The organism is Myxococcus sp. RHSTA-1-4 (assembly GCF_020037125.1).
GTDB lineage: Bacteria > Myxococcota > Myxococcia > Myxococcales > Myxococcaceae > Myxococcus.
In genome coordinates this window covers 64,921-79,395 of record NZ_JAIQDG010000039.1, presented here as the reverse complement: position 1 = coordinate 79,395, position 14,475 = coordinate 64,921, and the positions used below count along the sequence as shown (strand labels likewise).

Here is a 14,475-nt window from a genome sequence, read left to right as displayed (position 1 = left end):
AGCGCCAGTCCGGCTTCCCCGTTCCTCGGGGCGGGGCAGGGGAGGGACAGAGCGGGAAGGGCCCGTGTTGTCCCCACCGGCCCGTGCGCCCATGTTCGTTGCTGAATGGAAACCCGGCACTCCCAGCGCCCGCCGCGCGTCAGCCGGACGCACGGCCTTCCGGTCGCCGTGGTGCCTACAACGCGGGAGCGGACGTCATGGCCATCAGCATCGAGCGCAATCGGGAGCCTGTCACGGGCGGCCCGTCGAGGGTGACCTCGGCGGCCTGGGGAGGACTCTTCGTCCTCGGAATCCTGGTGACCCTCCTCGGCATCGTCGCGCTGGGGGCCGCCTACCTCACCAGCCTGGTCTCCGCCATCTTCTTCGGCGCGATGCTGACGATGATGGGCATCGCGGAAATCGTCGCCGCGTTCCGCGTCCGCGGCTCGGGCGGGCCGTTCTGGCTCTACCTGCTGGGCGGCATCCTCTCCACCGTGGTGGGCCTGTTCGTGCTCGTGTACCCGGCCGCGGGCCTGGCCGCGCTGACGCTCCTGCTCGCCGGCTACTTCTTCGCCAGCGGCCTCTTCCACGCCATCACCTCGCTCGTGGACCGCTATCCGCGCTGGGGCTGGGACTTCCTCTACGGCGCCGTCTCCATCTTCCTGGGCGTCGTGGTCATGTCCCAGTGGCCCATCTCCGCCGTGTGGCTGGTGGGCACCATGGTGGGCATCGGCATCCTCTTCCGAGGCGTCTCCCTCATTGCCGGCTCCCTGACCCTGCGGCGGGCCATGCGCGCCGTCACCGCGTAGTCCCCGGCGGACCGGGAGCCGCCACGGCCGCGCGGCTCCCGTGCCCCGCTCAGGACGCGTAGCGGTCCGAGCCCAGGTCCTGCACGCTCCCCGCGGCGGGAGAGGCGGGCTCCGCCACGGGCGCCGCCGGCACGCGGCCCGTGAGGATTCGCAGCAGCCGCTCCGGGTCCACGGGCTTGGGCAGGAAGGCCTCCGCCCCCGCGTCCAGGGCCCGCTGCCGCACGTGAGGCCGGTTGAGGCCGCTCATCACCACCACCCGGGTGTTGCGAGTGAGCGGGTGCTGCTTCAGCCCCTCGGCCAGCCGCAGCCCATCCACCCAGTGCAGCACCACGTCCAGGAGAATCGCCGTGGGCGGGCGCCGCGCCACCGCGCAGAACAGCGCCAATTCGTCCGCGAAGGCCACCACCTTGGCGCCCGTGCTCTCCAGCAGCGCCGTCAGCGCCTCGCGCGCGTCCGGGTCATCGTCCACCACGTAGTACAGGTCGGGCTCCAGCTCGGGCACCACCGTGGGCACCGGCTCCATCGTGGACCGCATCCACGAGCCCACCAGCTCGCGCAGTCCGGCCCACCGCGCGGCGCCCAGCAGCGCCATGGGCGTGGGCGTGCTCAGCCCCAGCACGCCGCCGCCGAACACGCCTCCGGACGTCCGCCGGCCCCTCGCCGCGATGAAGGCCGCCGGTGCCCGCCGTCCCGCGCGCCGCAGCCACGTCACCGCCCGGGCCCCGGCCGCCGCGTCTTCCATCAGCTCGCCCAGGCCCTCGCGCACGTACCGGCGCTCCAGCATGGACGCGTCCAGTCCCCCGTCCAGCAGCGCCACCGCCGCGCGGCTGCACGAGGCCAGCGTCTCCGACAGCCCCACCTGCAGCGGGTGGCCGAAGGCCGCGGGCCCCACCACCACCTGGCCCGGCGCCACCAGCGTGCGCCCCGGCCCGTAGGGCAGGCGTGTCGTCTCCAGCGCCGCCAGCTCGAAGCCTTCCTCCACCAGCCCGTCCCGCGCCGCCATCATCAGCGCCTGGCACAGGTCCGCCGGAGTCACCGCCGGGCCAAAGGCCAGCGCGTACACGGAACTCGCTCCCGGCAGCAGGAACAGCCCGTCCACCGCCGGCAGCGGGGCAATCCACAGCCTCGCCAGCGGCGCCAGCTCCAGCCGGGGCGACGCGTGCCGCAGCCGCGCCTGCACCGCCGCCACCGTGGGTGCCGGACGGAAGCCCTTGAAGAAGGCCTCGCCCAGCAACGGCCCCGCGCCGGCCGCCAGCGCCACCGCGTGGAAGCGCTCGCCGCTGCCCTGCGCGCGCACCACCAGCGGCCCGGCCCCGCGCACCGACGCGGGGGCGTCAGGAGCCGGCGCCTGCCGCTCCACCCGCTCCACGTGGCGCGAGATGAAGCGCGCCCCCTGGGCGCTCGCGGCCGTGGCCAGCACGTCCCGCACCTGCGCCAGCCCGCCGTCGCCGTGCGGCCAGCCATCCACCACCCACAGGCCGCCCGCCGTCGCGGGGAGCAGCTCCCGGCGGCCCTCGGCGATGACCTCCACGCCGCGCAGCTCGTGTGCCCGCCACTCCGTGGGGACGCGGCAGCCGAGCGCGGCCAGGCGCGAGCGGCACTCCGGCGTCAGCACCGCGGGAGGCGCCGTGCGCTCCGACAGCCCGCCCGCGTACACCCGCACGTCCAGCGACAGGCCCCGCGCCCGCCCGTTGAAGAGGAGCGAGGCCGCCAGCCCCGCGCCGGCAATGCCGCCCCCGACGATTGCCACCCTCGAACCGCTCGCCAGCCTGTTGCCCTGCATCATCCGCGCCCTCGTTGCCGCCCCGCCGTTGCCTGCCTCGCCGCGCCTGCCGTCAATGCCGCTGCACCGGCGGGGAGAGCGCCGGCCGGCCGAACACCACCACCCGATCCCGGCCTTCCCGCTTGGCCTCGTAGAGGGCCGCGTCCGCCGCCTTGAGCAGCGCGTCCGTGTCCTCCTTCGGTCCTTCCAACGTATGGTCCGCGATGCCCACGCTCACGCTCAGCCCGAAGGGGGCAGGGCGGCCGTCGCTCTTCTGCACCCCCACCGTGCGCAGCCCGGCGCGGATGCGCTCGGCGAACACGGCCGCCTCCAGCGCCGTCTGGTGCGGCAGCAGCGCGACGAACTCGTCCCCGCCGAAACGGGCCGCGAAGTCGGACTCCCGGAGGTTGCCCTTGAGCTGCGAGGCCAGGGCGAGGATGGCCCGGTTGCCCACGTCGTGCCCCAGGCCGTCGTTGATGGCCTTGAGGTGGTCCAGGTCGATGACCACCACGCTCAGCGGGTACTCGTAGCGCTGGGCCCGGCGGAACTCCTCCTCCAGCCGCACGGTGAGCGCCCGGAAGTTGGCCAGCCCGGTGAGTGCGTCCGTCTGCGCGAGGATCTGCAGCCGGCGCTGCTGCTCGCTCTGCCGGAGCGCCCGGTCGATACGCGCCATCAGTTCGCGCGCGCTCGCCGGCTTGTGGATGAAGTCCACTGCTCCCATCTCCAGGCAGCGCTCCAGCGTGGCCTCGTCCGCGTCGCCGGTGAGGAAGATGACCGGGACGGCCTCCGTGCGCGCGTCCCGCTGGAGCGACTCCAGCACCATGAGGCCGTCCCCGCTGGGAAGGAACCTGTCCAGGAGGACCAGGTCCGGACGGTGCTCGCGCGCCAGCTCCACCCCCGCGTCCGCGTCCGGCGCCGCGAGCACGTCGAAGCGGGAGGCGAGCAGGTCCATGAGACTCTCACGGACGCCCGCATCGTCCTCGATGATGAGGAGGAGAGATCGCCCCGAGGTACGGCCACGCCGTTCCATGGACCACTCCGGTTCGCTCGCCTGCTGCGAAATGGCAGGCCGAAAGTCTCGGGTGCCACGCCCTTCCGAGTGCCCCCGACGCCCTTGCGCCCCACGCGCATCCGCCGCCGCCCGGTCCAGCAAGCACCCGCCGACTCCCGCAACCTTCACCCGAGACCTCCGGCTGCCAAGCCCGTCCGCCTCCGCGTGGCGGTTCTCGCGCTCCGCCCGACGCGCGCACGGTCCTGGAGCAAGCTGCATGCCCCGCACGGAGACATGCCAGCCGGAGTGTTTCCGGGCAGTTGCGTGCCCTCTCCGTCCCCCCGTTTTAACGGGTCGGAAGACGTTCCAGCGTGGGAATGGGCAGGCCGGTAGGAATTCCCGTGCGCGGGCGGACGCTCACACGCCTCGCGCAGGGGTTTCAGCGTCGCGTAATGAACTGCATGCGGCGGCCGCCACCCATGGGCGGCATCATCGGCGGGGCCTCGAGGCCGAACTGCCACCACATGGGCTCGTACGGCTTCATCTTCAGCCGCTTGTCATTCTGGAGCTGGGTGAGGCTCGCCTTGAGCTTCTCGTCCTTGGGGTTCTCCTCCACGCCGCGCGCGAGCACCCGGAGCGCGCCATCCTTCTCCTTGTTCTGGAGGAGGCACCAGGCGTACACCGCCCAGACGATGGACTCCTTCTTGCCGCTCTTCACCGCGGCCTCGAAGGCGGCCTTCATCGCCGGGAAGTCCTTGCGCTGGTAGTACATGGCCCCCTGCATCGCCTTGGCCATGTAGTTGCGCGCGCTGGCCTTGTCGAAGTGCGCCTTGGCGCCGTCCAGGTCCTTCACCATGTACTTCAGCATGCCGATCTGGGCGTGGATCTCCGGGCCGACGAGGAACTGCCACTTGTCGTAGACCAGCCCCTGCTCCAGCGTCTTCACCGCCCGGTCCACCTTCGCCTGGGCGTCCTTCTGGTTGGTGGGTTGGGACTGGAGGTCCTGCTGGACCACCGTCATCAAGGCCTGGATGCGGCCGGCCACCCGCCGGGCGAGCAGGACGAAGGTGCCGACGAGGGCGATGATCCCGGGGATGAGGCCTGCCCACAGGGAGAAGCCGGCCAGCTTCACCAGGAGCGCGACCACGATCCCCACGGCCAGGGAAATGAGAAGGTTGTACATGGCGGGCCCCTCTTAGCGATGTGCGTGCGACACCGCAATCTTCGGATGCACACGAACGCGGGTCGCGGTATACGTCTGGCTGTTTCCGCAACAAGCGGCCCTCTGTCGAAATTGGTAGACGAGGCGGACTCAAAATCCGCTGCGGCTGACCCCGCGTCCCGGTTCGAGTCCGGGGAGGGCCATAATCCGAGGGGATATGGACCGGCGTGAGTGACCGCGCCGGCCATGCCCGAGTCCCAGGAGGGCAGAGCGCGCGAGGGCAGGGCCATCGGAGGCTCCCAGACAATGAAGGTTCTGCTGGTCGAGGACGACGCGAGCCTCCGGGAAGGCATGGGCGAGATCATCGCCGAGCTGGCCGAGGTGCGGGCGGCCGGCACCGAGGACGAGGCGCTGGCGGCCCTGACTGCGGAGCGGTTCGACCTGGTCATCACCGACCTGCGCATCGCCGGCCGGGAGCAGGGTGGGCGCGCCGTGCTGGAGGCCGCCCGGCGCCGGCAGCAGGCGGTGGCCCTCGTCAGCGCCGCGGCCCCCGACGACCTCTCCCGGGCCCTGCGTCCCTACCTTCCGGACGCAATGCTGGTGAAGCCCTTCCAGCTCGACGACATGCTCACCCTGGTGGAGCGCTTCCTGGGCGTGCGGAGGGAGCTGGAGCGCATCGCCTCGGAGCAGGGCGTCCCTGGAGAGGGCGCCTGGACGGAGACGTCGCCCGGGGTGCGGATGGCCGCCGGCTCCTCCGGCATGCAGGCGCAGGGCACTTCCAACTGGGTGCGGATGACGCCAGGCAGCGGCTTCGCGTGGCGGCCGGACGGCCCGGGGCGGGAGGGCGTGTTGCTGGTGGAGGGGGACCTGGAGGTGGACGGCGAGCAACACACCGCGCCCCGGTACCTGTTCGTGGGGGCCGGACAGGCGCCCGAGGCCCGCACCCGCGAGGGGTGCCTGGCCGTCACCCTGGTGCTGAAAGAGTAGAGGTTTCGCTGCGTGGACTCCGTGTGGCCTTCGACACCGTTGGACGCGGCCCGGCTCGGCCGTCCTTCCCGGCGCGGGGCGACCGCCGCCCTCCAGGCGCACATCGCGGTGCTGCGCGGTGAGCCGCTGAAGGCCGCGCTGGCCGAGGCCCTGCGCGAAGCAGACGGGCTGGGTGGGCAGGAGCGGCGCTTCACCGCCTTCGCCGTGCGCGAGCTGTCCCGGCACCAGCGGCTGCTGGACCTGGCGGCGCGCCTGCTCGGGCACACCATGGGGAAGGTGGGGCTCACCGAGGACCAGGCGCTGGTCCGCTATGCCCTCTGGCGCCGCATCTTCTGTGGCGAGGGCTGGACGCGCATCGGCCCCGAGGTGCGCCTGCCCGGGCCCGTGCGTCCCCGTACCATCAAGGACTCCCTCCTCCAGGAGGTGGTGGAGACGCCGCTCCCGGAGGCCCCCCTGCCGGACTCGCCGGCCGAGCGGCTGGCGGTGCGGTACTCGTTCCCCACCTGGTTCGTGCAGCGGCTGGCGGAGGTGTACCCGGAGGACGTGCTGGCGGGACTGCTTGCGTCCCTGGACGAGGAGCCCGCGCTGCACTTCCGGGTGCGGCCTCCCGGCACGCGCGACGCGGTGCTGGCGGCGCTGGCGGAGGAGGGCGTCGCCGCGGAAGCCGTGGCGGCGGCTCCGGACGCGGTGCGCGTGGTGGACGCCAGCCACCGCATCTTCGAGACGAGGGTGATGAAGTCCGGGCGCCTCCAGGTCCAGGACGTGGGCAGCCAGCTCATCTCCGAGGTGTGCCGGCCCGCGGGCGGCTCGCTGGAGGGGCTCACCGTGGCGGACGTCTGCGCGGGGGCGGGTGGCAAGACGCTGGCCCTGGCGGACTTCGTGGGGCCTCGGGGCCGGGTGCTGGCCGGAGACCGCTCCCGGCGGCGGCTGGCCGAGGCGCGCGAGCGCGTGCGCCACCTGTCCCTGAAGCAGGTGGCCTTCCCGCACCCCCTGCCGCTGTCCGACGCGGACGTGCTGCTCATCGACGCGCCGTGCAGCGGCACGGGCTCGCTGGCGCGCGAGCCGGACCAGAAGTGGAAGCTCACCGCCAAGGAGATCGCGAAGTACCAGGCCACCCAGTCCGAGCTGCTGGAGGAGGTGGCGCGCCAGGCGAAGCCGGGCACGCTCGTCGTCTATGCCACCTGCTCGGTGATGCCGGAGGAGGACGAGGCGGTGGTGGAGGCCTTCCTGGCGAAACACCCGGACTTCACTCTGGAGCCGGTGGGAGACGTGCTGGGAGCGGAACGGGCCGCGCTGGCCGCGTCCGGGCCCTACCTCAAGGCGCTGCCGCCCCGGGTACCGGGGGGCGGCTTCTTCGCGGCGAGGCTGCGGAAGACGGCGCCACGGGGTTGACAGTCGCCGAGGCCACACGCTACGCAAACGTGGATTTTCTCAAGGGGTGACACCGACTTGGCGGCCGACCCGAAGCAGTCCGAGGTGGTGAAGCAGATCAACCAGGCCTTCCAGGAGGCCCAGGCCCGGCTGGCCCAGCTCCGCGAGGCCGTGGAGCGCAACACCGACCTGGCCCGGGCGAACGCCAGGACCACCGTCCTGAAGGACCAGAAGGAACGGGCCCTGAAGGAGCTGGGCGAGGTGGTGTGGCGCCAGGTGCAGAAGGGCAAGCTGGAGCTGCCGGCCGGCTTCGCCTCCGTGCTCAAGGCGGTGGAAGCGGCCGAGCAGGCGGCCGAGGCCCACGCGCGCGAGCTCACCGACATCCTCCGGGAAGGAGAAGAGGTGGCGGAGCGGTTGAAGGTTGGAAAAAACGCCACGAAGCCACAAACAATTCTGGCCAACGGCGGAAAGAAGCGGTAGAAGGCACCCACTTTCGACGTCGGGGCCGATCCCCAAAGCGGCCAGCAGGAAAAGACGGGGCTATAGCTCAGCTGGGAGAGCGCTTGAATGGCATTCAAGAGGTCATCGGTTCGATCCCGATTAGCTCCACTCTGAAATGAAGAGGCCCGCCTGGGAAACCCGGCGGGCCTTTTTGTTTTCCGGCGCCGGTGTCCCACGGCCTGCGGGGGGCGGCTTCCATGCCCGGGCGCCCATGAAAAAGGCCCGCCAGGGGAGTCCTGACGGGCCTGGGACTGTCCGGGGCCGGGGGCCCGCGGGTGGGGCTGACTATGCCTTGCCGGCGAAGATGCCCATCACGTCCTTGAGCAGCTTCACGGACTCGCCGTGCGGACGCTGGAAGGCGTTGCGGCCCATGATGGAGCCGAAGCCGCCGCCCGCGTGGATCTGCCGGATCTCCTCCAGCAGCGCCGGGGTGTCCTTGGCCTCGCCACCGGAGAAGATGACGATGCGCTTGCCGTTGAAGGCGGAGCGAACCACCTCGCGCACGCGGTCCGCCAGCGTCTTGGTGGGGATGTTGGCCTTCTCGAAGGCCTTCTTCGCCTCGGGCTGCTCGAGGTGGTCCTGCGGCGGCTTCACCTTGATGATGTGCGCGCCGAGTTGGGCGCTGATCTGCGCCGCGTACGCCACCACGTCGATGCCCGTCTCACCCTCCTTGGACATGTTGCCGCGGGGGTAGGCCCAGACGACGGTGGGCAGGCCGTACTCCTTGGCCTCCTTGATGATCTCCCGCAGCGCCTCGTACTGCTCGTTGCGCGCGCCGGAGCCCGGGTAGATGGTGTAGCCCACCGCCACGCAGCCCAGCCGCACCGCGTCCTTCACGGAGGCCGTCACCGCGGAGATGGGGTTGGGGACCTTGGCCAGCGAGTCGGAGTTGTTGAGCTTGAGGAGCAGCGGAATCTCGCCCGCGAACTTGCCGGCGACGGCCTCCAGGAAGCCCAGCGGCGCCGCGTAGGCGTTGCAGCCCGCGTCGATGGCGAGCTGCGCGTGGTAGTCCGGATCGTAACCGGCGGGGTTGGGGCCGAACGAGCGCGCGGGACCGTGCTCGAAGCCCTGGTCCACGGGGAGGATGACGAACTTGCCCGTGCCGGCGAGCGTGCCGGTGTTCATCAGGCGGGCGAGGTTGGTCAGCGTGCCCGGGTTGTCGGACGTGTACCAGGACAGGATCTGCTTGACGCGATCGGTATAGGCCATTGTGGGGGTCCTCGGTATGCGGGCCCTCTGTGGCCCGGCTCGGGAACAGCCGCAATCTGCTGCATGCGGAACGCCGGACCAACTCCTTTTCTCGCCGGAGTGTCAGCGGTGCTACGCGAGTCTGTGAGGACCGCCCCCGGTAGGACGGCCCCCGCGCCGCCAGGGCAGGGCTCCCGAGGGGCGCGGACGGTGGAAATGGAACGAACAAGGCCGATGACGGCGTCCCCCGGAACGGAGATGCTGCGCCGCCGCGGGCAACTCGGATATGGACCCGCCCGAGGCGGGGAGTGATGCGCGGACACCTGGATCGAGGCGTGACAGTGGCGCTGGTGCTGGCGGCCGGGCTCTCGGCGGCACAGCTCACCCCGGGGACGACGGGGCCGGGCAGCAGCCCGTCGCCCGGGACGGGGCAGGGGACCTCCGCTTCAGGCACCAGCGGCACGGGGACTTCGGGGACGACGAGCGGGACGGGCACCACCGGTACGCCTTCCGGGACGGGCACCACCGGCACGGGGACTTCCGCGACGACGCCCGGGACGGGCACCCCGGCCACGCCTTCGCCGGGGACGGGCACGCAGACGACGCCTGGGACGGGGGCCGCCAGCGAGAGCCCGGGCCTTCCCCGCACAACGCCGCAGAACCTGCCCCCGGGCACCCCCGCCATTGCCCCGGAGACGCCGGGGTCGGCGGCCAGCGGCGCCGCGCAGGGCCGGACGATCTCTCCGGCCCCCGCGCTCGAGCCCTCCCGGGAGGCCCAGCAGGCCCGGGAGTCGGTGGAGGCCACCCCCGGCGGGGAGGCGGCTCCGGCCGGGAGGGCCCCGCTCACGCTGGCGCAACTGATTGAACGGGCCCGAACCACGGACTCGCGGGTGGAGGAGGCCACCGCGGAGCTGCGGAAGTTCCAGGCGCTCTACCAGCAGGCGAAGTGGGCCTGGTTCCCCCGGTTCGAGGTCACCGTGGGCCTGGGAGGGCCCGTGCCGGAGGCGCGCTACGACGCCAACGGCGTCCTCACCGAGGCGTCCCGCGAGGGCGACTTCGACTTCGGCCGCGTGGGCGTGACGGTCTTCTCCACGGGAAACGCCGTGCTGCCGCTCTACACCTTCGGCAAGCTGACCGCGCTGGAGAAGGCGGGCGCGCAGGGGCCCATCGTCGGCGAGGCGCTGCGGGAGCGTGCCCGGAACGAGGCGGGCTTCCAGGCCGCGCAGGCGTACTTCGGCTACCAGCTCGCGCGCTCCGGACTGGTGCAGATCGAGGACGTGTCGAAGCGGCTGGAGGACGCCGCCGAGCGCATCGACGCGCTGCTGAAGGAGGAGTCCGAGCAGGTGTCCCGGGTGGACGCGTACAAGGTCCGCTACTTCCGGCAGATCGTCGAGGCGCGCAGGGCCGCGGCGCGGCAGGGGCGCGAGTTCGCGCTGACCGCCATCGGCCTGCTGGCCAACGCGGCGCCGGGGGAGACGGTCGCCGTGGTGGAGGAGGACCTGCCGCTCGAGGAGGACGTGGAGCCGCCCTCCCTGGAGCGCGCCCTGACGCTCGCCGAGCAGCACCGGCCGGAGCTCACCGCCATCACCGCGGGCATCGCCGCGCGCGAGGCGGAGGTGTTCATCCGCGAGCGGAGCTTCTTCCCGGACCTGGGGCTCGCCGGCTTCTACGACTTGCGCTTCACGACCAGCGCCCAGCGCCAGACGAACCCCTTCGCGTATGACCCCTTCAACGAGCGCACCGGCGGGCTGGGCCTGGTGCTGCGCGGCACCTTCGACGTTCCCCTCAAGAACGCGCAGCTCGAGCAGGCGCTCGCGGAGCTGGACAAGCTTCGCGCCCAGGAGAAGCAGATCCGCGCCGGTATCCGCCTGGAGGTGACGAAGGTGCACGGCGAGCTGGTGGCGGCCTGGGCCCGCGCCCGGGCCTTCACGGAGGCGGAGAAGAACGCCCGCCGCTGGGTGACGGCCGCCTTCGCCGCGTTCGACCTGGGAACGGGTGAGACGCGGGACCTGGTGGAGGCATTCACCGCCTACGCCCAGGCGTCAGGCGACAGGTCGCAGAGCTGGCACGACGTCCGGGTGGGAATGGCCGCGCTGGCCCGGGTCACCGGAATGCCCCCCGTCCCGGGTGAATAACGGGCACCGCGCTGCTGTCGTCTCTATCGTTCGCCAATCACGGAGCCGAAAAACACAATGATTGCATCCCTGCTCGCAGCCGCCCTGATTGCCGCCGCCCCTGCCAGCCCGCTCTCGGTCGTCAAGTCCGGGAATGCGGACGTGCAGAAGGCCGCCAACGCGCCCGGCGCCACCGCCGAGTCGCTCGCCGGCGTCGTGGAGAAGTTCGTCGACTTCGAGGAGCTGGCGAAGCGTGCGCTGGGTGACAAGACGTGGGCCACCCTCACGCCCGCCCAGCAGAAGGAGTTCACCACCACCATGACGGGCCTGCTGCGCGCCTCCTACGCCCAGAAGGCCATCGGCCAGGCCCAGGCGCAGGTGAAGTACGGGAAGGAGTCCGTCCAGGGGAGCGAGGCCACCGTCAACACCCTGCTCACCGTGAAGAAGGACCAGATTCCCGTCGACTACCGGCTGTACCGCGCCGGAAAGGGTGAGTGGCGCATCTACGACGTCATCACCGACGAGGTGTCCCTCGTGGACACGTACAAGGGCCAGTTCCGCAAGCTCCTCAACGACAAGGGCTTCGACGGGCTGCTCTCCACCCTGAAGAGCAAGCGGGCCCAGCTCGAGAAGGAGAACGCCGAGCAGGCCGCCAAGGGTGGCGCGGCCAAGGGCGCTGGAAACTAGCTCGCGAAGGGTGGAAACGACGAGGCCAGCGCGAGCGCCTACAGCGCGCGCTGGTAGATGCGGTACGTCTTGGAGCGCTGGGCGCCCATGGACTCGATGGCGCGGTTGACGAGGTGGTTGTCCTCCAGCGTCCAGGAGATCTCCCCGCCCACGTAGCCCAGCCGATTCGCGGTGCGCAGGGTGTCCAGGTAGAGGATGGCGTCCAGGCCGCGGCGCCGGTAGCCCTCCTTGATGCCGAGGATGATGAGGCGCAGCCGGTTGATGCGCCGCGAGGCCAGCGCCAGCTTCACCAGACCGATGGGCAGGCCGAAGTGGGTGAGGCGCCCGTTGGCCGCCCTGATGGCCTGGTTCGCGTCGGGGACGGTGAGCGAGAAGGCCACCGGCTCGCCCTTGACCTCGGCCATCAGCGCCAGCTCCGGGCGGACGATGGTCTTCAGGTCCTTGGCGAGGTGGTCGAACTCCGCGTCCGTGAAGGGCACGAAGCCCCAGTTCTTCTCCCAGGCGGAGTTGTAGATGTCGCGGATGCGCCGCACCTCCGCGTCCAGGTCCTTCATGTTCACCGGGCGCACGGTGACGCCCTCGCGCACGCGCAGCTTCTCCGCGATGCGCACCACCTTCTCCGGCGGCTCCGCGGACGAGGACAGCTCGAAGGCGTACAAATCCTTCGCCTTGGTGAGCCCGCACGCGTCCATCAGCGCGGCGTAGTAGGGCGGGTTGTGCGGCATCATGATGGCCGGCGGGGTGCCGAAGCCGTCGATGAGCAGGCCCCAGTCCTGGTTGGACGAGAAGTTGGCCGGCCCGAGCATGGAGTCCATGCCCCGCTCGCGCAGCCACGCCGCCGCCGTGTCCAGCAGCGCCCGGGCAATGCCCGCGTCATTCACGCACTCGAAGAGGCCGAAGAAGCCCTCCTTCGTGCCGTGCTCCTGCATGTGACGCGGGTTGCGGATGGCGGCGATGCGCCCCACCACTTCGCTGCCTCGCCGGGCCAGGAACAGCTCCACCTCGCCGTACTCGAAGAAGGGATTCTTCTTCGGGTCCAGGAAGTCCTTCCGCTCCATCTCCAGGGGCATGACCCAGTTCGGGTCGTCCTTGTAGATGCCGTACGGGAAGCGGATGAACTGCATCTTCTCCGCCGAGCCGCGCACGGGCGTCACCTGCACGTCCGAGGGCAGGGGAGGAAGCGAGGGAGCGGAGGCGGACGGCTCGGCGGGGAGGGCCATGGGTGCTCAGTTCCTGTCTTCCGATTGTGTGCCGTTGACGCCGTTGGAGCCGTTGCGCATGAAGAAGTGGGCGCCCTTCTCCAGCAGGAGGCCCGGCAGCTCGCCGCGCTTCTCCCACAGCTTCATGGGGGCGGTGCCCAGCTTGCGCAGGTCGTCCGGCTGCAGGTTGGCGGCGCGCCAGGTGAGCTGCTCCACCGCGTCGAAGAGCTTGCCGGCCACCTCGCGCGACGACATGCGCGACAGTTGCTCGAGGGTGATGCCGCCCTTGTCCGCCAGCAGGCCCGCGGAGCCCGCGGCCCACTTCTCGCTCGCCTTGTTGGAGAGGATGCGCGTGCCGGGCCGGGCGATCTTCACCGGCTCGTACACGGTGGGGCGCGTCTCCGGAATCACGTTCAGCTTGCGGCCGATGGTCTCGAAGATGTCCAGCACGCGGTCCAGCTGCGCGTCCGTGTGCGTGGCCATGTACGAGGTGCGGATGAGCGCGTGGCCCGCCTCCACCGCCGGCGGAATCACCGGGTTGGCGAAGACGCCGGCCTCGTGCAGCGCGCGCCAGAAGCGGAAGCACTTCACCTGGTCGCCGATGTGCACCGGCACCACCGGCGTCACCGACACGCCCGTGTCGAAGCCCATGGCGCGGAAGCCGTTGTGCATCTTCTCCGCGATGTCCAGCAGCCGCTCGCGGCGCTGCGGCTCGGCCTCGATGATCTCCAGCGCCTTGAGCGCCGCGGCGATGGAGGCCGGCGTCATGGACGCGGAGAAGATGACCGAGCGCGCCTTGTGGCGGATGTAGTTGATGACCTCGAAGGGGCCCGCCAGCACGCCGCCCAGCGACGCGAAGCTCTTGGAGAACGTCCCCATGACGAGGTCCGTCTCCTTCTCCAGTCCGAAGTACTCGGAGGTGCCGCGGCCCTTCTCGCCCAGCACGCCCATGGAGTGGGCGTCATCCGTCATCACCCGGGCGTTGTACTGCTTCGCCAGCTCCACGATGCGGGGCAGGTTGCAGACGTCGCCCTCCATGGAGAAGACGCCGTCGGTGACGATGATCTTGCCCGCGTTGGGATCCGCCTGGGACAGCAGCTGCTCCAGGTGGTCCATGTCGTTGTGGCGGAACTTGCGCTCGGTGGCGAAGGACAGGCGGATGCCGTCCACCAGCGAGGCGTGGTTCTGCCGGTCGCTGAAGACGATGTCGTGCCGGCCGAGGATGGACGCCAGCGCCAGGTTCGTCTGGAAGCCGGTGGAGATGACGATGGCGGCCTCGCGGTTGAGGAACTTCGCCAGCCGCGCCTCCAGCTCCTCGTGCATCGCCAGCGTGCCGTTGAGCAGGCGCGAGCCGGAGCACGTGGTGCCGAACTTCTCCACCGCCTTGATGGCGGCTTCCTTCACCCGCGGATCCGCGGAGAGGCCCAGGTAGTTGTTGGACCCCACCATGATGACGCGCCGGCCCTCGATCTCCACCTCGGTGGCGCCGTGCGATGCTTCGATGGCTCGGAAGTACGGGTAGAGCCCCGTGGCCTTCGCGATGCGGTAGTCCTTCCAGTTATGGCACTTCTCGAAGACGTCGCTCATGGGTGGTCTTTCTCGAGGCTGCGTCGGGAGGGCGAACCTCTGGGGGGACTGCGGATCTCCAGTCGCCAACGGCCATGCACGGCGCGTTCCGACCTGGGAAACCTGCGTCCGGCGACCTCCCTCGGGGGACGCGGGGCG

The 14,475-nt window shown here is 71.0% G+C and carries 12 protein-coding genes and 2 tRNA genes; 8 read left to right on the top strand and 6 right to left on the bottom strand.

Going from position 1 to position 14,475, the window contains the following annotated elements; all coding sequences use genetic code 11:
* Positions 1-197: 197 nt before the first annotated feature.
* A complete protein-coding gene (locus K8638_RS37315) occupies positions 198-788 on the top strand; it encodes an HdeD family acid-resistance protein (RefSeq protein ID WP_223759497.1) in 591 nt (196 codons plus the stop codon).
* 49 nt (positions 789-837) lie between these two features.
* Here K8638_RS37315 and K8638_RS37310 read toward each other — a convergent pair whose 3' ends face one another.
* From K8638_RS37310 to K8638_RS37300, 3 genes are all read right to left on the bottom strand, one after another.
* Positions 838-2,574, bottom strand: coding sequence for a response regulator (locus tag K8638_RS37310; protein WP_223759496.1), 1,737 nt, complete (start codon positions 2,572-2,574; stop codon positions 838-840).
* A 49-nt stretch (positions 2,575-2,623) separates the two neighbouring features.
* Entirely contained in the window at positions 2,624-3,580 is a 957-nt protein-coding gene (locus K8638_RS37305) for a diguanylate cyclase (RefSeq protein WP_223759495.1), read from the bottom strand.
* Between the two features lie 400 nt (positions 3,581-3,980).
* A complete protein-coding gene (locus K8638_RS37300) occupies positions 3,981-4,724 on the bottom strand; it encodes a M48 family metallopeptidase (RefSeq protein ID WP_223759494.1) in 744 nt (247 codons plus the stop codon).
* A gap of 96 nt (positions 4,725-4,820) precedes the next feature.
* On the opposite strand from K8638_RS37300, the gene K8638_RS37295 reads away from it, so the two are divergent.
* The 5 genes from K8638_RS37295 (at position 4,821) to K8638_RS37275 (ending at position 7,670) form a co-directional block, all read left to right on the top strand.
* Positions 4,821-4,906, top strand: a tRNA-Leu gene (locus K8638_RS37295).
* 103 nt (positions 4,907-5,009) lie between these two features.
* On the top strand, positions 5,010-5,690 hold the full coding sequence (locus K8638_RS37290; protein WP_223759493.1) for a response regulator: 681 nt from the start codon (positions 5,010-5,012) through the stop codon (positions 5,688-5,690).
* Positions 5,691-5,798: 108 nt separating this feature from the next.
* Positions 5,799-7,082: an RsmB/NOP family class I SAM-dependent RNA methyltransferase gene (locus tag K8638_RS37285; RefSeq protein WP_370644219.1), complete on the top strand. Its 1,284-nt coding sequence runs from the start codon at positions 5,799-5,801 to the stop codon at positions 7,080-7,082.
* A gap of 57 nt (positions 7,083-7,139) precedes the next feature.
* Complete coding sequence (locus K8638_RS37280) at positions 7,140-7,541, top strand: hypothetical protein (protein ID WP_223759491.1); 402 nt, start codon at positions 7,140-7,142, stop codon at positions 7,539-7,541.
* 56 nt (positions 7,542-7,597) lie between these two features.
* A tRNA-Ala gene (locus K8638_RS37275) sits at positions 7,598-7,670 on the top strand.
* 177 nt (positions 7,671-7,847) lie between these two features.
* Here the strand turns inward: K8638_RS37275 and K8638_RS37270 are convergent.
* On the bottom strand, positions 7,848-8,771 hold the full coding sequence (locus tag K8638_RS37270; RefSeq protein WP_223759490.1) for a class I fructose-bisphosphate aldolase: 924 nt from the start codon (positions 8,769-8,771) through the stop codon (positions 7,848-7,850).
* 290 nt (positions 8,772-9,061) lie between these two features.
* Here K8638_RS37270 and K8638_RS37265 point away from each other — a divergent pair, with 290 nt between their 5' ends.
* Both K8638_RS37265 and K8638_RS37260 read left to right on the top strand, forming a co-directional pair.
* Complete coding sequence (locus K8638_RS37265) at positions 9,062-10,885, top strand: TolC family protein (protein WP_223759489.1); 1,824 nt, start codon at positions 9,062-9,064, stop codon at positions 10,883-10,885.
* Between the two features lie 57 nt (positions 10,886-10,942).
* On the top strand, positions 10,943-11,551 hold the full coding sequence (locus K8638_RS37260; protein WP_223759488.1) for a phospholipid-binding protein MlaC: 609 nt from the start codon (positions 10,943-10,945) through the stop codon (positions 11,549-11,551).
* A 38-nt stretch (positions 11,552-11,589) separates the two neighbouring features.
* Here K8638_RS37260 and K8638_RS37255 read toward each other — a convergent pair whose 3' ends face one another.
* Both K8638_RS37255 and K8638_RS37250 read right to left on the bottom strand, forming a co-directional pair.
* The gene (locus K8638_RS37255; RefSeq protein ID WP_223759487.1) at positions 11,590-12,771 is read right to left on the bottom strand and encodes an N-acetyltransferase; all 1,182 of its coding nucleotides are present in this window, start codon (positions 12,769-12,771) and stop codon (positions 11,590-11,592) included.
* A gap of 6 nt (positions 12,772-12,777) precedes the next feature.
* Positions 12,778-14,337 (bottom strand): aminotransferase class I/II-fold pyridoxal phosphate-dependent enzyme, encoded by a 1,560-nt coding sequence (locus K8638_RS37250; RefSeq protein WP_223759486.1) that lies wholly within the window; start codon positions 14,335-14,337, stop codon positions 12,778-12,780.
* Between the last annotated feature and the right edge of the window lie 138 nt (positions 14,338-14,475).

What these genes read in the sequence shown, in the direction of transcription:
- K8638_RS37265 (WP_223759489.1), top strand. Translation starts at nt 9,062, where the DNA reads ATGCGCGGACACCTGGATCGAGGCGTGACAGTGGCGCTGGTGCTGGCG.
- K8638_RS37310 (WP_223759496.1), bottom strand. Translation starts at nt 2,574, where the DNA reads ATGATGCAGGGCAACAGGCTGGCGAGCGGTTCGAGGGTGGCAATCGTC.
- K8638_RS37255 (WP_223759487.1), bottom strand. Translation starts at nt 12,771, where the DNA reads ATGGCCCTCCCCGCCGAGCCGTCCGCCTCCGCTCCCTCGCTTCCTCCC.
- K8638_RS37250 (WP_223759486.1), bottom strand. Translation starts at nt 14,337, where the DNA reads ATGAGCGACGTCTTCGAGAAGTGCCATAACTGGAAGGACTACCGCATC.
- K8638_RS37260 (WP_223759488.1), top strand. Translation starts at nt 10,943, where the DNA reads ATGATTGCATCCCTGCTCGCAGCCGCCCTGATTGCCGCCGCCCCTGCC.
- K8638_RS37305 (WP_223759495.1), bottom strand. Translation starts at nt 3,580, where the DNA reads ATGGAACGGCGTGGCCGTACCTCGGGGCGATCTCTCCTCCTCATCATC.
- K8638_RS37300 (WP_223759494.1), bottom strand. Translation starts at nt 4,724, where the DNA reads ATGTACAACCTTCTCATTTCCCTGGCCGTGGGGATCGTGGTCGCGCTC.
- K8638_RS37315 (WP_223759497.1), top strand. Translation starts at nt 198, where the DNA reads ATGGCCATCAGCATCGAGCGCAATCGGGAGCCTGTCACGGGCGGCCCG.
- K8638_RS37270 (WP_223759490.1), bottom strand. Translation starts at nt 8,771, where the DNA reads ATGGCCTATACCGATCGCGTCAAGCAGATCCTGTCCTGGTACACGTCC.
- K8638_RS37290 (WP_223759493.1), top strand. Translation starts at nt 5,010, where the DNA reads ATGAAGGTTCTGCTGGTCGAGGACGACGCGAGCCTCCGGGAAGGCATG.